Below are 20,498 nucleotides of genomic sequence, written 5' to 3' on the forward strand. Positions count from 1 at the left end.
GAGCAAGGGCTCAGCGCGCGGAGTCTGAGACCAATTCTACGACCTCGCGGGCCGCAGTCGGTACGTTCTCGTTCACGACGCGGTAATCGAACTCCCGCTGGGAGGCGAGTTCGACCTTCGCGGTGCGCAGACGGCGGGCGCGCTCCTCCTCGCCCTCGGTGCCGCGGCCGACCAGTCGATGCACGAGTTCGTCCCACGACGGCGGCAGAAGGAACACGAGCGTGGCCGCTGGGTCGGCGGCGCGCACCTGGCGCGCCCCCTGCAGGTCGATCTCGAGCAGAACCGTCTTGCCTTCGCGCAGGGCGCGCTCGATCGGCGCGCGGGGCGTGCCGTAGCGATGCGTGTTGTGCACGGTGGCGTACTCGAGCAGCTCGCCGTCAGCGATCATCCGGTCGAACTCGTCGTCGTCGACGAAGTAGTAGTGCAGCCCGTTGCTCTCCCCCGGCCGCGGTGCACGGGTGGTCGCCGACACGGAGAGATGGATCTCGGGGTGGTGGTCGCGGATGTGGGCGGCGACCGTGCCCTTGCCCACGGCCGTGGGCCCGGCCAGCACCAGCAGCCTGCTGCGCCCTCGTCGCGGGATCAGTGGCGGGAAGCGCCCGTCGAGCCAGGCCAGCAGCGCCGAGCGCTGGCGCACGCCGAGCCCGCCCAGGCGTTTGGCCGCGGAGATCTGCAGGTCGGCGAGGATGCGATCGCGCTTGCCCTCACCGATCGCGGGCAGCGCGGTGAGAAAGTCGGGCACGCGCAACGACCCCGCTGTCGACGCCGGATCAGCGAAGGCATCGCGGGCGACGTCCTGCGGAGTGACGACCCGCATCGAGAGGTCGCGCTTGAGTGCGGCGCGCGCCCTTCGGCGCTCCACGGCGCGTCGAGCGGCGGCGACCCGATCCACCTCGGGCACTTTGTGCGCATCGCGATCAGCCATGCAGCACCTCCCGGTACTGCGCTGCACGCGACTCGATCGCCTCGACGAGCCCGTCGGGGCCCGCGGAGAGGATGCTCCGGCTCTCGCTGGCGAGCACGTTGCCGGCGACCGCGCCGAATCGGGTCACGAGGTGCTCGGGACCCGCGCCCTGCACACCGAAACCCGGAGCGAGGATCGGCGCGGACCTCAGCGCGTCGCCGACCAGGCCGAACGACTCCAGGTCGACGGTCGCGCCGATGACCAGTCCGATGGACCCGAGCATCGGATCGTCGGACATCGACGGGTTCAGCCAGGTCACATCTCTCGCCACGCGCTGCGCCACCGACTCCTGCGGGGTGGCCGGTGTGTCGCACGTTCGAGCGCGCTGGACCACTTCACCCTCTGGATTGCTCGTCGCTGCCAGCACGAACGCGCCTTTGCCCTGACGCAGCGCACCGGTGAGCACGTCGCGCAGCGAGTCTGCGCCGAGATAAGGGCTCAGCGTCACCGCATCGGATTCGAGCGGAGCACCGGGCGCCAGCCACGCATCCGCGTAGCCGTCCATCGTCGTGCCGATGTCGCCGCGCTTCGCATCGGAGAGCACGAGCAGGCCCGCGGCGCGCGCGGCCGCCAGCACCTCCTCGAGCGCGGCGAACCCGCGCGATCCGAAGCGCTCGAAGAACGACACCTGGGGTTTGACGACGGCCACCCGGCCCGCCGCGGCCTGCACCGTGCGCAGCCCGAACTCGCGGACGCCGTCGGCATCCTGCCCGAGACCCCAGGCATCCAGCAGCGCCGCGTGCGGGTCGATGCCCACGCACAGCGGACCGTGCTGATCGAGTGCTGCGCGCAGCCGCGCTCCGAATGCGGTCACACCGCGACCTTTCCGTCGCGGGCGGCACGATCCGCGGCATACTCCTGAAGGCTCCGCACCTCGAAGCCGGCCTCGATGGCATCCATGCCGCTCACCGCCGCCCCCAGCGTGGCGATGGTCGTGAACAGCGCCTTGTCGGCGGCTACCGCGGCCGCACGGATCTCGTAGCCGTCGGCGCGCGCCGCGCCGCCGCTGGGAGTGTTCACGATGATGTCGATCTCTCCATCGTTGATGAGATCCACGATGTTGCGCTCACCCGACTCCTGCGTGTCGCTGAACTTCTCCACCACGGTCACCGCGATGCCGTTGCGGGAGAGGATCTCGGCGGTGCCCTCGGTCGCGACGAGCGCGAAGCCGAGCTGCTGCAGCCGGTGCGCGGGCAGGATCACGGCGCGCTTGTCGGCGTCGGCGACCGAGATGAACACGGTTCCCGACGTCGGCGTACCGCCGTAGGCCGCCGCCTGGCTCTTGGCGAACGCGGTCGGGAAGTCGCGGTCGATGCCCATGACCTCGCCGGTCGAGCGCATCTCGGGGCCGAGCACAGAGTCGACGACCTTGCCCTCGTGCGTCCGGAAGCGCTTGAAGGGGAGCACCGCCTCCTTCACCGACACCGGCGAGTCCAGCGGTACCCGCGAGCCGTCGACCTCGGGCAGCAGGCCCTCCTCGCGCAGCTCGGCGATCGTGGCTCCGGCCATGATGCGGCTGGCCGCCTTGGCCATCGGGATGCCCAGCGCCTTCGAGACGAACGGGACCGTGCGACTCGCGCGCGGATTCGCTTCGATGACGTAGAGCACGCCGGCGCTGATCGCGAACTGCACGTTCAGCAGGCCGCGCACGCCCACGCCCTCGGCGATCGCGAGCGTTGCCTCGCGGACGCGGTCGACATCGCTGCGGCCGAGCGAGACCGGCGGCAGCGTGCAGCTGGAATCGCCGGAATGGATGCCGGCCTCTTCGAGGTGCTCCATGACGCCGCCGATGTACAACTCACGGCCGTCGTAGAGCGCGTCGACGTCGAGCTCGATGGCGTCGTCGAGGAAGCGGTCGACGAGCAGTGGCGTACCGGGGCCGACGATGACCTCGCCCGCGGTGCGCACGAAGTAGTCGCGCAGGCTCGGGGTGTCGTACACGATCTCCATGCCGCGACCGCCGAGCACGAAGCTCGGGCGCACGAGCACCGGGTAGCCGATGTCCTCCGCGATGGCGACGGCGCCGTCAGCATCCGTGGCGGTGCCGTGGCGCGGGGCGACGAGATCGGCCGAGGCCAGCAGCTGCGAGAACAGCTCTCGCTCCTCGGCGATGTCGATCGCCGCAGGGCTCGTCCCGAGCACCGAGTAGCCGGCCGCCTCGATGCCTTTGGCGAGCCCGAGCGGAGTCTGACCGCCGAGCTGGCACACGACGCCCAGGATCGTTCCGCTGGCGGCTTCCGCATCGAGCACCTCGAGCACGTCTTCGAGCGTGAGCGGCTCGAAGTACAGCCGGTCGGAGGTGTCGTAGTCGGTGGAGACCGTCTCGGGGTTGCAGTTGACCATGACGGTCTCGTACCCGGCGTCCGACAGCGCGAACGACGCGTGCACGCACGAGTAGTCGAACTCGACGCCCTGGCCGATGCGGTTGGGGCCCGAGCCGATGATGACGACCTTGGTCCGATCGGAGGGCGCGACCTCGGTCTCGGCGTCGTAGCTCGAGTAGTGGTACGGCGTCAGTGCCGGGAACTCCCCTGCGCACGTGTCGACCGTCTTGTACACCGGGCGGATGCCGAACCGGTGACGGATGCCGCGGACCTCGGCCTCGGTGATGCCGCGCAGCTGGGCCAGCTGCGCATCCGAGAAGCCGTGCTCCTTCGCGTACCGGATGACGTCGGCATCCAGCTCGCCGGCAGCGCGGACGGTCTCGGCGACCTCGTTGATGAGGACGATCTGATCGAGGAACCACGGGTCCATCGCGGTCGCGTCAAACGCCTGCTCGATCGTCGCGCCCTTGCGCAGCGCCTGCTGCAGGGTGACGATGCGGCCGTCGGTCGGGGTCTTGGAGATCTCCAGGAGCTCGTCGACCGAGCGCTCCTCGTCGCCCCAGTGGAAGCTCGACCCGCGCTTCTCCAGCGACCGCAGTGCCTTCTGCAGTGCCGTGGTGTAGTTGCGGCCGATGGCCATGGCCTCACCCACCGACTTCATGGTGGTCGTCAGCGTCGCATCCGCGGCGGGGAACTTCTCGAAGGCGAACCGGGGCACCTTGACGACGACATAGTCGAGCGTCGGCTCGAAGCTCGCGGGCGTCACGCCCGTGATGTCGTTGGGGATCTCGTCGAGGCGGTAGCCGAGCGCGAGCTTGGCGGCGAGCTTGGCGATCGGGAAGCCTGTCGCCTTGGAGGCCAGGGCCGAGGAACGCGACACCCGCGGGTTCATCTCGATGACGATGATGCGACCGCTGGCAGGATCCACGGCGAACTGGATGTTGCATCCGCCGGTGTCCACGCCCACGGCGCGGATGATGTCGATGCCGATGTCGCGCAGCTTCTGGTACTCGCGGTCCGTCAGCGTCAACGCGGGCGCGACCGTGATCGAGTCGCCTGTGTGCACGCCGACAGGGTCGACGTTCTCGATCGAGCACACCACGACCGTGTTGTCGGCCGTATCGCGCATGAGCTCGAGCTCGTACTCCTTCCATCCGAGGATCGACTCCTCGAGCAGCACCTCGTTCGTCGGCGAGTCGTGGAGCCCGGCGCCGCCGATGCGGCGGAGATCCTCCTCGTCGTACGCGAAACCGGAGCCGAGGCCTCCCATCGTGAAAGAGGGGCGGACCACCAGCGGGTAGCCGAGCTTCTCGGCGCCGGCGAGGAGCTCGTCCATCGTGTGGCAGATGACGGACGCCGCGACATCCGCGCCCGCTTCGATCACGAGCTCCTTGAAGATCTGGCGATCCTCGCCCTTCTCGATCGCCTCGACCTTCGCACCGATGAGCTCGACGTCGTACGTGGCGAGGATGCCCTGCCGGTCGAGCGCCATGGCCGCATTGAGCGCGGTCTGACCCCCAAGGGTCGGCAGGATGGCGTCGGGCCGCTCCTTCGCGATGATCGTCTCGATCACCTCAGGGGTGATCGGTTCGATGTAGGTGGCGTCGGCGAAGTCGGGATCGGTCATGATCGTCGCCGGGTTGGAGTTGACGAGGATGACGCGTACGCCCTCCTCGCGCAGCACGCGGCACGCCTGTGTTCCGGAGTAGTCGAACTCGCAGGCCTGGCCGATGACGATGGGGCCGGAGCCGATGACGAGGACGGAGGAGATGTCTTCCCGCTTGGGCATTACTGGGCGTCCTTCTTGGTGGTTCCGGCCTGCTGCGTGGTGCGGACGAGCTCGGCGAAGCGGTCGAAGAGGTAGTTGGCGTCGTGCGGGCCCGCGGCGGCCTCGGGGTGGTACTGCACCGAGAACGCCGGGATGTCGAGGGCGCGCAGCCCCTCGACCACGCGGTCGTTGAGCCCGATGTGGCTCACCTCGACCTTGCCGTAGCCGTTCGGGCTGTCGAAGGGCTCGTCCAGCGGCGCCTCGACGGCGAAGCCGTGGTTGTGCGCCGTGATCTCGACCTTACCGGTGGCCTTGTCGAGCACCGGCTGGTTGATGCCGCGGTGGCCGAACGGCAGTTTGTAGGTGCCGAGGCCCAGCGCGCGACCGAGCAGCTGGTTGCCGAAGCAGATGCCGAAGAACGGCAGGCGCGCATCGAGCACCTCGCGCAGCAGGGCGACGTGCCCCGCCGAGGCCGCCGGGTCGCCCGGGCCGTTGGAGTAGAAGACCGCGACCGGATCGATCGCGCACAGCTGCTCGAAAGAGACGTCCTGCGGAAGCACGTGAACGTCGAACCCGCGCGCTGCGAGGTTGTCGATCGTCGCCTGCTTGACGCCGAGATCCAGCACCGCGAGAGCACCGATGCGCTCCCCCGTCGCCGGCGTGAGCGAGACCTCGGCGACCGAGACCTGGGCGGAGAGGTTCTGCCCGGCCATCTCGGGCGCGGCCGTGACCCGGCGCAGCTGCTCGTCGGCATCCAGCGCGGCATCGTCGCCGGAGAAGATCCCCCCGCGCATGGAACCCGCCGAGCGGATGTGCCGAGTCACGGCACGGGTGTCGATGCCGCTGATGCCCACCACCCCGTCGCGGATCAGGGCGTCATCGAGCGACTCGGTGGCGCGCCAGTTCGACACGATGCGGGAGGGGTCGCGCACGATGTAGCCCTCGACCCAGATGCGACGCGACTCGGGATCTTCGTCGTTCATGCCGGTGTTGCCGATGTGCGGGGCCGTCTGCAAGACGATCTGCCCCGCGTACGAGGGGTCGGTGATCGTCTCCTGATATCCGGACATGCCGGTGGAGAAGACGACCTCGCCGAGGGTCGTCCCGCGGGCGCCGTAGGCGCGCCCGACGTGGCGCGTGCCGTCCTCGAGGACGAGCACGGCGGGCTCTGGTGCATTCATGGTGTTGCTCCCGTCTCGGGTGCAGCGCAGAGGCGCTGGAGTTCTGTGATCACGGCGACCGGGTCGCCGGTGACGCGGAGGTAGCTGTCGACGGTCGTCGCCTCGTCGAGACGCCAGACGATGCGGACGAGTCCGCCGGGCTCGACCACCCGGTCGATGGCCACAGTGGCCCGATCGACCGCGACGATGCGCTCGGAGGCGAGGTACACGGTCGGCGTGCCGTCGAGGCTGAGGGCGAGGCCGCGATCGGTGATGACAGCCTCTCCCCTGGCCCGATAGACGAGCGGCTTCACCGCCAGGCGCTCCAGCGGCTCGTCGTGGCGGGTGGTGGCAACGTAGGCGATCTCGCGGCGATCGATGATGGCGGCGTGCTCGGGCACTCCCAGCGGCGCGGACAGCCTGGAGTCGCGGCGCAGCCGCGCACGCCAGGCGAAGAGCATGGCGGCGAGGACCCCCAGCGTCACCACGAGCATGACGACGAGCGCGGCCTCCCGGGTCACTTCGACTCCTCTGCCTCGCGGACGGCGAGATCCTCTACTACGACCCCGTCGGCGACGGTGGCGTATCCGCGGTGCACGGTCCAGCGCACCGTTCCGGGCAGCTCGCGGCCCAGGTACGGCGAGTTCACGCTGCGTCCGCGCAGGTCGGCCTCGGTGAAGGCGTCCCTCGCATCCGCGTCGTAGAGCATCAACTCGGCCGGCTGACCCGTCTCCAGCGGGGTGCCGTGGCCGTCGAGGCCGCCGATCCGCGCCGGCGTCGCGCTCATGACGCGCGCGACGTCCTCCCAGTTCAGCAGACCGGTCTCGACCATCGCCTGGTGCACCACGCGCAGGGCGCTCTCCAGGCCCACCATGCCGTTGGCCGCCGCCTGCCATTCGCACGCCTTGCTCTCGTGCGGATGCGGGGCGTGGTCGGTGGCGACGATGTCGATCGTGCCGTCGGCCAGGCCCTCGCGGACCGCGAGGACGTCGTCCTCGCGGCGCAGTGGCGGGTTGACCTTGAACCGCGCGTCGTAGTCGCGCACGAGCTCATCGGTCAGCAGCAGGTGGTGAGGAGTGACCTCCGCCGTCACCGCGATGCCGCGCTTCTTGGCCCAGCGGATGATGTCCACCGAGCCCGCCGTCGACAGATGGCACACGTGCAGGCGCGAGCCGACGTGCTCGGCGAGGAGCACGTCGCGAGCGATGATCGACTCCTCGGCGACGGCCGGCCAACCGGCAAGGCCCAGCTCCGCCGAGACGGCGCCCTCGTTCATCTGGGCGCCCTCGGTGAGCCGCGGATCCTGCGCGTGCTGCGCGATCACGCCGTCGAAGGACTTCACGTACTCCAGGGCGCGGCGCATGATGAGCGGGTCCCAGACGCAGAAGCCGTCGTCGCTGAACACGCGCACATCTGCGCGGGATGAGGCCATGGCGCCGAGTTCGGCGAGCCACTCGCCCTTCTGTCCGACCGTGACCGCTCCGATCGGCTGGACCGTCGCGTAGCCGGCGGCCTCGCCCAGGGCGAGCTCCTGCTCGACCACGCCCGCCGAGTCGGCGACCGGAGAGGTGTTGGGCATGGCGAACACGGCCGTGAACCCGCCGGCTGCGGCGGCGCGCGTACCGGTGCGGATGGTTTCGGACGCCTCGTACCCGGGCTCTCGCAGATGAGTGTGCAGATCGACGAGACCGGGCAGGGCCACGAGCCCGTCGGCATCGACGACGGTCGCTCCGGCGGCGGTGACATCGCGCCCGAGCTCCGCGATGCGCCCGTCGCGGACGAGGATGTCTGCGGCTTCCCTGCCGAGGATCCGTGCTCCGCGGAAGATCAGCGTCTGGCTCATCGGATCTGCTCCTGTCCGGAACCCATGGCGTCGTCCATCCGTTCTCCCGCCAGCAGCAGGTACATGACCGCCATCCGCACCGACACGCCGTTGGCGACCTGCTCCAGCACGGTCGATCGCGGTGAGTCGGCGGCGTCGGCGGAGATCTCGAGCCCCCGGTTCATCGGCCCCGGGTGCAGAACAATGCTATCGCCCGTCAGCCGCTCCAGCCGAGCGGGGTCCAGTCCCCACCGCCGGGAATACTCCCGCTCACTGGGGAAAAACGCCGCGTGCATGCGCTCCAGCTGTATGCGGAGCATCATCACCGCATCGAGCCTCTCGGCCAGCGCCTCATCGAGGTCGTAGAGAACGCGCACCGGCCACCCCGAGATGTTCTGCGGGATGAGCGTGGGCGGGGTCACCAGCACGACTTCGGCGCCGAGCGTCGTCAACAGCCAGACGTTCGAGCGGGCGACGCGCGAGTGCAGCACGTCGCCGACGATCACGACCCGCACACCGGCGAGATCCTTGCCACGGCTGTCGGCTCCGAAGCGCCGCTTGCGGATGGTGAACGCGTCGAGCAGCGCCTGAGTCGGATGCTCATGCGTGCCGTCACCCGCGTTGACGACCCCGGCGGAGATCCATCCGCTCGTGGCCAGGGTGCGCGGTGCGCCGGAGGCGGAGTGGCGGATCACCACGGCATCCGCGCCCATGGCCTGCAGGGTCTGCGCGGTGTCCTTCAGGCTCTCGCCCTTGGACACGCTGGAGCCCTTCGCGGCGAAGTTGATGACGTCTGCGGAGAGTCGCTTGGCAGCGGCCTCGAACGAGATGCGCGTGCGCGTGGAGTCCTCGAAGAAGAGGTTGACCACCGTCTTGCCGCGCAGCGTGGGCAGCTTCTTCACCTCGCGCGACTGGGTGTCGGCCATGTCCTCGGCGACGTCGAGGATGCGCAGGGCGAGGTCCTTCGACAGGGTCTGGGTGTCGAGCAGGTGCCTCATGCCTCGATCGTCACCTCATCCGTGCCGTCGTCTTCGCGCAGGCGCACGTTCACGCGCTCCTGGCGGGAGGACGGGATGTTCTTGCCGATGAAATCGGGCCGGATCGGCAGTTCGCGGTGACCGCGGTCTACGAGGATCGCGAGCCGCACGGTCGCGGGACGCCCGATCGACTGCAGTGCGTCGAGCGCGGCGCGGATGCTGCGGCCTGAGAAGAGCACATCGTCGACGAGCACGACGATCTTGCCGTCGATGCCGCCGGCGGGGATGCTCGTGCGCTTCGGCGATCGGGTCGGGTGCTTGGCGAGGTCGTCCCGGAACAGCGTGACATCGAGCGATCCGATGGGAACCGCGGTCTGGGCGATGCTGCTGATGAGCTGGCCGAGGCGGTCCGCGAGGGCGACGCCTCGGGTGGGGATCCCCAGCAGCACGAGGTTCTCGGCACCGCGGTTGGATTCGAGGATCTCGTGCGCGATCCGGGTCAGAGCCCGGCTGATATCGGCTTCCTGCAGCACGGTGCGCGTGCTCATCCGCCGCTCCCTTCTCCGCCTCACAGGACGGTGTTAAAGGTTGCTGATGGCTCCAGTGTATCCCGTCGACTTCGGCTCGCCGCCCGGTTCAGACGCCGACGACGGTGACTCCGTGGGCACGCGCGGTATCGGCCAGGCGCTTGTCGAAGGTCGCGAGAGTCGCTTCGTGCTCGATCGCCGCGGCAAGAACGAAGCAGTCGGGCAGTCCGAGCCTGGTCTGCGCTCGGAGCCTGGCCGCTCGCAAAGGTTCATCGCGCCTTGGCTCGTGGCGTTCGACACCGATTTGGGCGATGTCCTCGAGCGCCTCCTCCCCGGCTTCGGCGCGGATCGGCCACACGAGTGTTTCCGTCAACGTCACGGGGTGGAGCAACAGTTCTTCATCTGTGTCCAGGATGTCGAAGGCCGCATCGGCATGAGGGTCGTCCTCACCCCAATACGCGATCAAGACGCTCGCGTCGAGAACGATCACGCGGGCCAGTCTTTTCGAAGCTCCTCCAGATATCCCAGGGGGTAACGAAACTTCCCCCGAGTCTCCTTCAGAGCCTTGCGCCTCTGCGCCCTACGTGCCGCGCGTTTCGCAGCGAGAGCTTCAAGTCCGCTCTCCGCAAGTCGTGCGACGAGCTCTGAGCGAGACGCGCCCGGCCATTCCTCCGCGGCGAGCTCGAGCCCGGCGGCGAGCTCCGGTGTCTGCGTCACCTGGATGCGAGGAAGCGTGGTGGCCATACCGGAAGTGTACCACCTCGTCCAGAATGGTACACGTAGGGTTCCTCCTCGTCGGCTCTTCCTTCCGAGGCGGGTCACGCCCCGAGCTTGAGGGCCTCCTCGGTCACCGGGCAGCGCTCGGCGCGGATGTCGTGACCCGTCGTCGTGAGGCACCTGCCCGTCTTCAGATCCCACTTCCAGTCGTGCATGCTGCACGTGAGGATGCCCTCGTCGTCGACCTTCCCCGTCTTCGTCAGATCGGCGCGCAGGTGCGGACAGCGGCGCTGCACGACCCAGTCGCCGATCTCGGCATCCTCGGTCTGATCGGTCTGCTCCTGATACCAGTTCTCGACGTACTCGATGCGATCCACCGACAGGCATTTGAGGAACGTGGTGAGGAACTCGTTGAACTTGCCGCTGCGGCCCACGGAGAACTCCATCGACAGAAAGATCGAGTTCGACCAGTCGATCTCGTGGTCGCGGATGTTCGTGGAGACGAGATCGGCGGGGATCGTGTACCAGTAGATGCACTCCTCCCCCGCGTACTCGCGCACTTTGGCCCGCGGGAAGTCCACGACCATGTCGAGCTCGCCGATCTTGAAGCGGACGCAGCCGCCAACCCCGAGCCGGATCGTCCGCGACTTCTTCAGCAACGGCTCCCACCAGGTCTTGATCGCCGCGAGCATCTCCTCGGGCGCCAGCGGCTCGGCACGCTCGGCCTCCTCGTCGCGCAGCTCCTGCTGACGGCTCGCCCTCTGCTCTTCGAGGTAGTCCCACTTCTCATCGAAGATGCGGTCGATCTCGGCCTGCGTGTACAGCGACTGCTCGATCGAGGTGATCGTCTTGTCCTCGAGGGTGACGACCGTGCCCGGCACGAACAGGTGACCGTCATACTGCGGCGCGAGCTCCTTCATGTGGTCGAGGAACTGCTTCTGGTCCGTGAAGATCGAATCGTCCTGCTGGCCGGTGCCGTTGTAGCGGAACAGCTCGTCGCGCAGGAACATGGGCGGGCCCGCCATGGGGAACACGTGCGGGGCGTCGACCTTCTCGATGTAGAACATCGCTCGCTTGTTCTGCGCCTCGCGCTTGAGGCGCGCAAAGTTCTGCTTCGCGTCCTGCGGCAGGTCGTAGACCATGGGCCACCAGATCGCGCCCGAGACCTGGGTGAAGTAGGCATCGGGCTTGCCGAACGCGAGCAGCTTCTCCAGATCGAGCGGATGGGAGTCGTTCTGGTTGAGCATCGAGGCTGTGCCGTCGTCGACGCTGAGCGAGGAGTCTCCGATGGGTCCGTCGCTGGGTGCGCGCAGCGGGGTGATCATGATCTTCGCGCCCCCGCGCTCGATGACCTCGCCCGCAGGCGCGTAGGTGATGTTGTTGTAGCCGAGCGCTCGGAGATCCCGTTCGAGGTCATCGATGGGGTATTCGGGGAGCAGCACCTCGATCTCGGGGCGGATGTAACGCTGCAGCAGCTTCGGATCGAAGTGGTCGCGGTGCCGGTGCGAGATGTAGAGGAAGTCCGCCTCGCGTCCCACGCGCTCCCAGTCCAGACCGCGGTTGTCGGGGAACGGGAACCAGGATCCGAAGAAGGACGGTCCGAGCACAGGGTCGCAGATGATGTTTCCGCCCGTGGTCTCGATGAACATCCCGGCGTGCCCGAGTCCCGTGATCCGCATATCAACTCCTCCGAATGAACGCCCCGAGTCTACCTGCGGGCGCTCTGTGGAACGGCCCTGACGTGCCGTGCACGTGCCGGTTCAGACGCCCGCCGCCGCCACTCCCAGCCACTGCGCGAGCTCGTCGATCTCGGCGCGCACCATGTCGTGCTCCTCCTCGTCCCAGCGCATCAGCTCGTGGATCGCGTTCACGCGCAGCACGTCGTTCTCGCGGTCGAGCTCAGCGTCCAGCATGCCGGCGAACCGGTTGCCGATGAGGATCGGATGGGCGAAGTAGCCGTACCTTCGCTGCGATTTGGGCTTGAACTGCTCGAGCACGTAGGTGAAGCCGAAGACCTCCTCCAGCCGCCGTCGATCGAAGAGCAGGCTGTCGTACGGGTTGAGGAACGCCACCCTGCCCCCGGGGTCGTCGTCGAGGGCGGCGATGGCTTCGGGATCGACCCGGAAGCGCATCCTGCTCCCCTCCACCACGGCGCCGTCTCCCGTGTTCTTGCCGACACCGCTCCAGTGGTGATTCGGTCGCGCGAGCCCCGCGGTCTGGAGGCTGCGGCGCTCGAGCGCCTCCTCCGCATCGTCACGGGCGAGCTCCGGAAGGTCGCACGGATACACGCGTTCGGCCAGATCCCACCGCCGGTGTCGGCCTTCCCGCCCCACGATCGCGATCTCGCCCTTCCGGGCGAGCAGCTCGAGCATGATCGGAGTCTGGTTCGCGCCGTACCAGCCGTCGGGTGCCACGCGCACCTCTGCCGTGTCAGGGATCTTCGTGCCCAGGAGCGGACCCTCCGCGCGCAGACGCGCCAGCACCTCGCGGCGGAACCGGGTGTTGGCCGCCAACCATTCCTCGGCGCTCGCGCGCAGCGGATTCTCGCGCATTCCCGGGAGCATCGCCGGAAGCAGGCTCATGGGGCGGAATGCGCCGTCGAACTCGAAGAGCATCCGATCCGTCTCCACCGCCTTGGTCAGATGCCCCGGTTCGTATGCTTCGCCGATGCGCGACCACAGCACCGTGTGCTCGCACGGCACGATGACCGCCGTGGGGTCGATCTTCACGTAACCGAGCTGCTCGGCGACCTCCACGACGTCACCCGGCCGATATGCGTCCAGAAGCGCCGCGCGGACCACGATGCGACGAGCCTCGTCGACGGTGAGTCGATGCACGTCCATTCGTCGAGACTACGGTGCTCGATCATCCACTGTCAGGTCCTCAGGCGAGCAGACCTCGGATGTCATCGGCCGTGAGGTTCTGCGCGAACAGGTCTTCGCCATCCATCACGGCCGCCGAGAGTCTCGCCTTGCGCTGCTGCAGATCGAGCACCTTCTCCTCGATCGTGCCCGCGGCGATCATCCGGTAGACGAACACGCGCTCGGTCTGCCCGATCCGGTGCGTGCGGTCGGCGGCCTGCGCCTCGGCGGCCGGGTTCCACCACGGATCGAGGAGGAACACGTAGTCGGCCTCGGTGAGCGTGATCCCCGTGCCGCCCGCTTTGAGGCTCAGCAGGAACGCGGTCTGATCACCGCTGCGGAACTCGTCGATCACCTTCTCGCGGTTGCGAGTCGCCCCGTCGAGGTACACGGTGGACAACCCGGAGCTCTCCAGTCGTCGTCGCGCCTGTTTCAGGAATGACGTGAACTGGCTGAACACCAGCACGCGGTGCCCCTCGGCTCGCAGTTCCCGCACGCGGTCGACGAGCGCATCGAGCTTTCGAGAGCCCAGCTTCTCGTCGTCGGGCTCGATGAGGCCCGGAGCCAGACTCAGCATCCGCAGGAGCGTGAGCGAGCGGAACACGATGAACCGATTGCGGTCGAGATCCGTCAGCAGCCCCAGCACCTTCTGCCGTTCGCGCTGGAGCACCGCGTCGTAGCGCGCCCGGTGGGCCGGGCTGAGCTCGATCCGCAGGGTCTGCTCCTGCCGTTCGGGCAGCTCGGGGGCCACGACCTCCTTCGTACGGCGGAGCACGAACGGCCGGATGCGACTGCGAAGCCGCTCTATCCTCGCCTGGCGGTACGGCGAGCCGTCCTCGTTCTCGGGAACCTTGCCCTGCTCGATGGGCTGGATGTACTCCTCGCGGAAGCGTCGTGCGGAGGGGAACAGGCCCGGCGCGGTGAGCGTCAACAACGCCCAGAGCTCGGCAAGGCTGTTCTCCATCGGCGTGCCGGTCGCCGCATACACGGCACGGCTCTTCAGCCGTGCCGCGGCCTGGTGCACGCGCGTGGCCGGGTTCTTGACGTTCTGCGCCTCATCGAGAACGACCCCCGACCAGGGCTGCGCCACGAACTCGTGCTCGTCCAGGCGCAGGATCGCATACGAGGTGACCACGATGTCCGCACCGGCGATCTTCTCCTTCACGGGCGATCGGCGAGAGCCCCGGGTGCGATCGAGCATGACCACCTTCAGTGACGGGGCGAATCGCGCGGCCTCCTGTGCCCAGGTCGGCAGCACGGAGGTCGGCGCGACGACGAGGAACGGCGGTGCATCGGGCTCCTGCTCGCGGGCGTGGGCGATCAGCGCCAGCAGCTGCAGAGTCTTGCCGAGGCCCATGTCGTCGGCGAGGATGCCGCCCAGCCGGTGCCGCCACCACAGCGCCAGCCGATTCAGCCCCTCGCGCTGGTACGGCCGCAGTTCGGCGCGGATCGCGGCGGGAACGGGCACCTCGGCGACGGCGTCCAGCCCGCGCAGCCCCTCGACCGCCTCGCGCCAGGCGAGCGCGGGCAAGGACTCATGGGCGAGGTCTTCGAAGTCGGCCCACAGGGCAAGTTGGGTGCGGGCGATGCGCGGCCCGCTCTCCCACTCCCGAAGCTCGGCCGCCTCGTCGAGCAGCGCGCGCAGCCGGTCCAGCGCCGGATGCGTCAACGAGAACCAGCTGTCGTCGACGAGTTTCAGCTTCGTCCACCGGAGCGCGAGGGCTTTGAACAGAGGCTGAAACGGGATCGCCTTGCCTTCGATGTGCACGATGACGCCCAGGTCGAACCAGTCCGGATCCGACGACTCGACCGTGCTGATCGTGATCTCCGGTTCGCCCGTGAGCTCGTGATAGCCCCGTGGGGTGCCGGTGACGATCGTCGTCACGCCGTGCTCCTCCAGCGCGGGCACGACCCTGGTCACGAACTCCGCGGCATCGGCACCGTGCAGTGTCGCCGCGACGCGGAATGAAGCCTCGGTCGTCATGGCCCAGGCGGCCTCCAGCTGCGCTCGCGCCTCGGCTTCGGCATCGCGGTCGCGCCGTGCGTCGTCGGCCTCCTGCACCCCGAGCGGGAAGCGCCCGAGCCCCTCGTACTCCCACGCGAAACGGTAGTCGACGGTGTCGTCCGCTCCGTAGGCGATCGAGAGCGAGGGGCGCGGATGCGGAGGGGCCGGCAGCACGAGTCCGCCGGCCGCGCGGACGGCAGATCTGCGAGCCAGTGCCGGATACGCCTCGCGGAAGAAGTCGTCGCGCTCCGCGGCGGGGACGCGCAGCGAGCCGCCCGCAGCGATCAAGGCGCGCAACGGTCGGGTGAGCATCGCCTCGCCAACGCGAAGGAGGATCGTGCGCGCCTCCACGCGATGCGCATGCACACCCGTGGAACCGATGGCACGCACGCCCTCCGCCGGGAACGTCTCGCCGTCGATCTCGACCTCGGCCGCGAGCCGCAGCCCGCGTCGATCCTCTGCCAGTACGGCGCCGATGCGCACATCCGTCGACAGCGCCAGTCGCGTGTTCCGCTCGGTCGCCACGAGAGGGATGCCGGCCTGCGCGGCAGCCGCCAGGTGCGGCCACAGCACAGCCGACTCGATCGGGTCGAGCATCAGCCAGTCCCCGGCCGTGCCCGAGAGCAGCGAATCGCGTGCGATGCTCAGCAGATCGCCGAACCAGCGCGACTGCACCGGATCGAACCGGGCGCCGATGCGTCGCACGGCATCCCAGCCCGCATCCGCCTGCACCCACGCATCCGTTGCCGTGCTGCGCAGGAGCGGACGCACCCCGAGCATGACCTCGGCGTCGCCGCGGACGAGCTCCCGAGCCGTCGCCGTGCGGAACGGACGGGACGCTCACTGCCGGGCATCGGCCCGATCGCGGGCGCGCAACTCGACTCCGAGAGCCAGCGCCGATCGCTCCGGTGGGGCCTGAGGGATGAGCGCGCGCCAGGTCCCGGCGGCGCGACGGTCACCCGCGAAGGAATCGGACATGATCGCCCATTCTCGTGCGCACCGCCGACATCATCGGCGTCGTGCGAGCGGCGCTCAGGATGCGCGGGCGACCCGGGCGAGCACACCGTGCACGAAGGCGCCGGAGTCGTCGGTGGAGAACTCCTTGGCCAGTTCGACCGCCTCATCGATCGCCACGGCTGTCGGCACCTCCTCGTTGTGCAGGATCTCCCACACCGCGATGCGCAGCAGGGCCCGGTCGATCGTGGGCATCCGATCGAGCTTCCAGTCCCGGCTGTGAGTCGTGATCTGCTCGTCGATCGACTCGCGGTTGTCGATGATCCCGTCGACGATCTCGCGTGCGTACAGCCACGACGCCTCGCGCGCGGGCTCGGCGGCGGCGCGCTTCGCCTCGGCGGCGAGCGTGACAGCGATCTCGTCGCCGCGCACGTCCGAGGAGAACAGGATGTCGAGGGCGCGCTTTCGCGCCTTGGTCCGTGCGCTCACGCCTTACTTCTCGCGGCCGAGATAGTCGCCCGTGCGGGTGTCGACCTTCACGCGGGTGCCGCTCTCGAGGAACAGCGGAACCTGGATCTCGTACCCGGTCTCGAGCGTGGCGGGCTTGGTGCCGGCCGATGACCGGTCGCCCTGCAGGCCCGGCTCGGTGTAGGTCACCTCGAGGATCACGGAGGCGGGCAGCTCGACGTAGAGCGGGTTGCCGTTGTTCAGCGCGATCGTGACCTGCTGGTTCTCCAGCAGGAAGTTCGCGGCGTCGCCGACGGTGGGTGCCGGAACCGAGAGCTGGTCGTAGTCGGCCTGGTCCATGAAGACGAAGCTGTCGCCGTCTGCGTACAGGTAGGTGAAGTCGCGGCGGTCGACGTTCTCGATGTCGACCTTCGCGCCAGCATTGTATGTGCGGTCGACCGTTTTGCCCGAGACGACGTTCTTCAGCTTCGTCCGCACGAACGCGCCGCCCTTGCCCGGCTTGACGTGCTGGAACTCCACGACGCTCCAGAGCTGTCCGTCGATGTTGAGGACGACGCCGTTCTTGATGTCTGCGGTCGATGCCATGCGAAGAGAGTCCGTTCGTGTCGTGTGATCGTGTCGGTCGCCAGCGCCGTGCAATTCCGGGCCGCGCGGGGCCGACAGTCGATTCTACGGGATGAGCGCGATCAACCGTCCCACGGCCTCCGCATAGCCCTGCGCACCCTGACCGATCACCCGCACGGTCGCGACGTCTTCGAGGTATGAGAAGCGGCGGAACTCCTCGCGCGCGTGCACGTCGGAGATGTGCACCTCGGCGAACGGCAGCGCCACGCCCGTGAGCGCGTCGCGCAATGAGACCGAGGTATGCGTGAGTCCGCCTGGATTGATGACGACGCCCGCGCAGTCCTCGCGGGCGGCGTGGATCGCGTCGATGAGCACGCCCTCGTGGTTGCTCTGAATCGCCCGCACCACGTACCCGGCCTCGGCCGCGGCGTCGGCGGTGATCCGTTCAATGTCGGCGAGCGTGGCCGAGCCGTAGATGCCCGGCTCCCGCGTGCCGAGGAGGTTCAGATTCGGCCCGTTGACGAGCAGCAGACGACCACTCATTCGCCCACCTCCTGGTAGGCGGCGAACATGAGCGACTCGTCAGGCGCCTGGAGCACGGTGGGCTTGGCGATGTCGTCGAGCACGATGAAGCGCAGCATGCCGCCGCGCGCCTTCTTGTCGCGCTGCATGGTGGCCAGCAATTGCTGCCAGGCACCGGCGCGGTAGGTGGTGGGAAGACCCAGAGACTCCAGCACCGTGCGATGCCGTGCCGCCGCCTCGTCGGGCAGGCGCCCAGCAAGGCGAGACAGTTCGGCGGCGAACATCATGCCCACCGAGATCGCTGCCCCGTGGCGCCACTGGTAGCGCTCGGCGTGCTCGATCGCGTGGCCTAGCGTGTGCCCGTAGTTGAGGATCTCGCGCTGGCCCGCCTCGCGGAAGTCCTCCGAGACGACCTTCGCCTTCATGTCGACGGCCAGCTCCACCGCGCGGCGGAACTCGGGCGTGGTCGTGTCGACGGCACGCGCAGGGTCTGCCTCGATGATGTCGAGGATCTCGGGCGCCCAGATGAAGCCCGCCTTCACGACCTCGGCGAAGCCGGCGGTCGCCTCGTTCGCGCTGAGGCTGCCCAGCTCATCGAGGTCGCCGATCACCTGCCGGGGCGCCCAGAAGGCGCCCACGAGGTTCTTTCCCTCGGCGGTGTTCACACCGGTCTTGCCGCCGACAGCCGCGTCGACGAGGCCGAGCACCGTCGTCGGCACCTGCACGAGCTGCACGCCGCGCAGCCAGGTGGCTGCGACGAAGCCTGCCACATCGGTGACCGCTCCCCCTCCGTAGCCGATCACGGCATCCGTGCGGGTGAAGTCGGCCTGGCCCATCACCTGCCAGCAGAAGGCGGCGACCTCGATGCGCTTGCCCTGCTCCGCATCCGGGATCTCGGCGAGCAACACGTCGCGCAGCCCCTCGGAAACGTCGGCCAGCAACCGGTCGCGCAGCTCGGCCGCACGGGCCGCGAGGGTCGGCGGATGGACGACGAGCACCTTGCGCACCGAGGGCGCGAGGGCTGCCGACACCTCGTCGAGGATACCTCGGCCGATTCGGATCTCGTACGGGTCGCGGCCGGTCACCGGGATCGTGGTCGTCTGCTCGCTCACGCGCGTCCTCTCATCCATTCCGCGATGTCGCGCGCAATGTGCGACATCGGCATGCGCGAGGTATCGAAAGTCGCATCCGCGACCTCTTCATACCACGCGCGTCGTTCGTGCATGATCCGCTCCCAGCGCTGCACGGGGCTCTCCGCCCCGTCTCCGAGCAGCAGGGGTCGCTCGGAGTTCGTGATCCGCTCGGCGACCGCTTCGGCTGACACGGTGAGGAGCACGACGGGCACCTCGCGCAGCAGCGACCGGGTCTCCGCCGTGACCACGGCGCCGCCTCCTACCGACACGACGCCGCCCGCGGCGATCGCCTCGGCCACCGCCTCGCGCTCCCACTCGCGGAAGCGCTCCTCACCGTGTTCGGCGAAGATCTCGGAGATCGGACCGTGCGCCGCCGCGATGGCCTTGTCGGTGTCTGCGAAGGTCAGCTCGAGCTCGCGCGCGACCCTGCGGCCGACACTGGACTTGCCCGACCCCATCGGCCCCACGAGCACGAGCACCGGCTCGGACGCGGTGAGGTTCTCAGCCCAGCTCATCGTGCAGGATCAGCGCCGCCTCCGAGGCGGGCGCCGTGCGCAGTGTCTCGGGGATCGCGGCGAGATAGCTCTCCAGGTTGCGCCGGGTCTCGGCGACGTTGTCGCCGCCGAACTTCTCCAGCACGGCGCCGGCGAGCTCGATCGCGACCATGGCCTCGGCGACGACACCCGCGGCAGGCACCGCGCACACGTCGGACCGCTGGTGGTGCGCGGTCGCATCGTCGCCGGTGGCCACGTCGATCGTGCGCAGCGCGTGCGGCACGGTCGCGATGGGTTTCATCCCGGCGCGCACGCGCAGCACGGTGCCGGTGGACATGCCGCCCTCGGTGCCCCCCGCGCGATCGGATCCGCGGGTGATGCCGCCGTCGGCGGCGAATAGCTCGTCGTGGGCGGCCGAACCGCGTCGGCGGGTGGTCTCGAACCCGTCGCCGACCTCGACGCCCTTGATCGCCTGGATGCTCATCAGCGCCTGAGCGAGGCGCGCATCCAGCCGGCGGTCCCACTGCACGTGGGATCCGAGCCCAGGTGGCAGGCCGTAGGCGAGCACCTCGACGATGCCGCCGAGCGTGTCGCCGTCCTTACGAGCGGCGTCGACCTCGTCGACCATGCACCGCGAGGTCTCCGCATCGAAGCACCGCAGCGGATCGGCGTCCAGCGCTTCGACGTCGTCAGGTGTGGGCAGCGGGGCGTCTTCGGGAGCGCGCACCGGGCCGATCGAGAGAGTGTGGCTGACGAGGCGGATGCCCAGCTCGCCGAGGAAGGCGCGCGCGACGGCGCCGAGGGCGACGCGGGCGGCGGTCTCGCGGGCGCTGGCCCGCTCCAGGATCGGCCGCGCCTCGTCGAAGCCGTACTTCTGCATGCCCACGAGATCGGCGTGGCCGGGGCGCGGACGGGTGAGCGGCGCTCCGCGGCCGCGCGATTTCTCCGTGAGGTCCACGGGCTCGGGGCTCATCACCTCGGTCCACTTGGGCCATTCGGTGTTGCCGATGCGCAGCGCGATCGGGCTGCCGAGCGAGAATCCGTGCCGGATCCCGGTCGAGAGCGTCAGCTCGTCCTGCTCGAACTTCATGCGCGACCCGCGACCGTACCCGAGCTTGCGGCGGGCGAGATCGGCCTGGATCGCCGTCGAGGAGACGGGCACGCCTGCGGGCAAGCCCTCCATGACGGCGATGAGTTCGGGGCCGTGCGATTCGCCAGCCGTGAGCACGCGGAGCATG

19 protein-coding genes are annotated in these 20,498 nt (G+C 68.9%); all 19 read right to left on the minus strand.

From position 1 onward, the window contains the following. Positions 1 to 10: 10 nt before the first annotated feature. Positions 11 to 925, minus strand: a complete 915-nt coding sequence (gene gmk / locus BKA02_RS12685; protein WP_179434549.1) for a guanylate kinase — start codon at positions 923 to 925, stop codon at positions 11 to 13. Continuing rightward, positions 918 to 1,778 (minus strand): orotidine-5'-phosphate decarboxylase, encoded by an 861-nt coding sequence (gene pyrF / locus BKA02_RS12690; RefSeq protein ID WP_179434551.1) that lies wholly within the window; start codon positions 1,776 to 1,778, stop codon positions 918 to 920. Before pyrF ends, gmk begins: the two co-directional genes overlap by 8 nt. After that, positions 1,775 to 5,077: a carbamoyl-phosphate synthase large subunit gene (gene carB, locus BKA02_RS12695; protein ID WP_179434553.1), complete on the minus strand. Its 3,303-nt coding sequence runs from the start codon at positions 5,075 to 5,077 to the stop codon at positions 1,775 to 1,777. The genes pyrF and carB overlap by 4 nt, the downstream gene beginning before the upstream one ends. Beyond that, the gene (gene carA, locus BKA02_RS12700) at positions 5,077 to 6,237 is read right to left on the minus strand and encodes a glutamine-hydrolyzing carbamoyl-phosphate synthase small subunit (RefSeq protein WP_179434555.1); all 1,161 of its coding nucleotides are present in this window, start codon (positions 6,235 to 6,237) and stop codon (positions 5,077 to 5,079) included. The genes carB and carA overlap by 1 nt, the downstream gene beginning before the upstream one ends. Continuing rightward, positions 6,234 to 6,737 carry a PH-like domain-containing protein gene (locus tag BKA02_RS12705; protein WP_343045414.1) on the minus strand — a complete coding sequence of 168 codons (504 nt, stop codon included), beginning with the start codon at positions 6,735 to 6,737 and terminating at the stop codon, positions 6,234 to 6,236. The genes carA and BKA02_RS12705 overlap by 4 nt, the downstream gene beginning before the upstream one ends. Continuing rightward, positions 6,734 to 8,059: a dihydroorotase gene (locus BKA02_RS12710; protein ID WP_179434557.1), complete on the minus strand. Its 1,326-nt coding sequence runs from the start codon at positions 8,057 to 8,059 to the stop codon at positions 6,734 to 6,736. The genes BKA02_RS12705 and BKA02_RS12710 overlap by 4 nt, the downstream gene beginning before the upstream one ends. Further along, entirely contained in the window at positions 8,056 to 9,036 is a 981-nt protein-coding gene (locus BKA02_RS12715) for an aspartate carbamoyltransferase catalytic subunit (RefSeq protein ID WP_179434559.1), read from the minus strand. Before BKA02_RS12715 ends, BKA02_RS12710 begins: the two co-directional genes overlap by 4 nt. Beyond that, positions 9,033 to 9,563 (minus strand): bifunctional pyr operon transcriptional regulator/uracil phosphoribosyltransferase PyrR, encoded by a 531-nt coding sequence (gene pyrR / locus BKA02_RS12720; RefSeq protein WP_179434561.1) that lies wholly within the window; start codon positions 9,561 to 9,563, stop codon positions 9,033 to 9,035. The genes BKA02_RS12715 and pyrR overlap by 4 nt, the downstream gene beginning before the upstream one ends. Before the next feature lie 88 nt (positions 9,564 to 9,651). Then, a complete protein-coding gene (locus BKA02_RS12725; RefSeq protein WP_179434563.1) occupies positions 9,652 to 10,032 on the minus strand; it encodes a PIN domain-containing protein in 381 nt (126 codons plus the stop codon). Between the two features lie 328 nt (positions 10,033 to 10,360). Beyond that, positions 10,361 to 11,938, minus strand: a complete 1,578-nt coding sequence (locus tag BKA02_RS12730; protein ID WP_179434565.1) for a Rieske 2Fe-2S domain-containing protein — start codon at positions 11,936 to 11,938, stop codon at positions 10,361 to 10,363. 81 nt (positions 11,939 to 12,019) lie between these two features. Continuing rightward, complete coding sequence (locus BKA02_RS12735; protein WP_179434567.1) at positions 12,020 to 13,102, minus strand: DNA glycosylase AlkZ-like family protein; 1,083 nt, start codon at positions 13,100 to 13,102, stop codon at positions 12,020 to 12,022. A gap of 40 nt (positions 13,103 to 13,142) precedes the next feature. Continuing rightward, complete coding sequence (locus tag BKA02_RS12740; protein ID WP_246286027.1) at positions 13,143 to 15,905, minus strand: DEAD/DEAH box helicase; 2,763 nt, start codon at positions 15,903 to 15,905, stop codon at positions 13,143 to 13,145. 60 nt (positions 15,906 to 15,965) lie between these two features. Continuing rightward, positions 15,966 to 16,103, minus strand: coding sequence for a hypothetical protein (locus BKA02_RS14435; protein WP_246286028.1), 138 nt, complete (start codon positions 16,101 to 16,103; stop codon positions 15,966 to 15,968). A 54-nt stretch (positions 16,104 to 16,157) separates the two neighbouring features. After that, positions 16,158 to 16,568 carry a transcription antitermination factor NusB gene (gene nusB / locus BKA02_RS12745; protein ID WP_179434569.1) on the minus strand — a complete coding sequence of 137 codons (411 nt, stop codon included), beginning with the start codon at positions 16,566 to 16,568 and terminating at the stop codon, positions 16,158 to 16,160. 3 nt (positions 16,569 to 16,571) lie between these two features. Next, entirely contained in the window at positions 16,572 to 17,132 is a 561-nt protein-coding gene (gene efp / locus BKA02_RS12750; protein WP_179434571.1) for an elongation factor P, read from the minus strand. An 84-nt stretch (positions 17,133 to 17,216) separates the two neighbouring features. Next, on the minus strand, positions 17,217 to 17,654 hold the full coding sequence (locus tag BKA02_RS12755) for a type II 3-dehydroquinate dehydratase (protein WP_179434573.1): 438 nt from the start codon (positions 17,652 to 17,654) through the stop codon (positions 17,217 to 17,219). Beyond that, positions 17,651 to 18,745: a 3-dehydroquinate synthase gene (gene aroB, locus BKA02_RS12760; protein ID WP_370467881.1), complete on the minus strand. Its 1,095-nt coding sequence runs from the start codon at positions 18,743 to 18,745 to the stop codon at positions 17,651 to 17,653. Before aroB ends, BKA02_RS12755 begins: the two co-directional genes overlap by 4 nt. Then, entirely contained in the window at positions 18,742 to 19,281 is a 540-nt protein-coding gene (locus tag BKA02_RS12765; protein WP_179434577.1) for a shikimate kinase, read from the minus strand. The genes aroB and BKA02_RS12765 overlap by 4 nt, the downstream gene beginning before the upstream one ends. After that, positions 19,268 to 20,497 carry a chorismate synthase gene (gene aroC / locus BKA02_RS12770; RefSeq protein ID WP_179434579.1) on the minus strand — a complete coding sequence of 410 codons (1,230 nt, stop codon included), beginning with the start codon at positions 20,495 to 20,497 and terminating at the stop codon, positions 19,268 to 19,270. Before aroC ends, BKA02_RS12765 begins: the two co-directional genes overlap by 14 nt. Position 20,498: the final 1 nt, after the last annotated feature.

Origin of the sequence: Microbacterium pseudoresistens (assembly GCF_013409745.1) — a bacterium.
GTDB classification, from domain to species: domain Bacteria; phylum Actinomycetota; class Actinomycetes; order Actinomycetales; family Microbacteriaceae; genus Microbacterium; species Microbacterium pseudoresistens.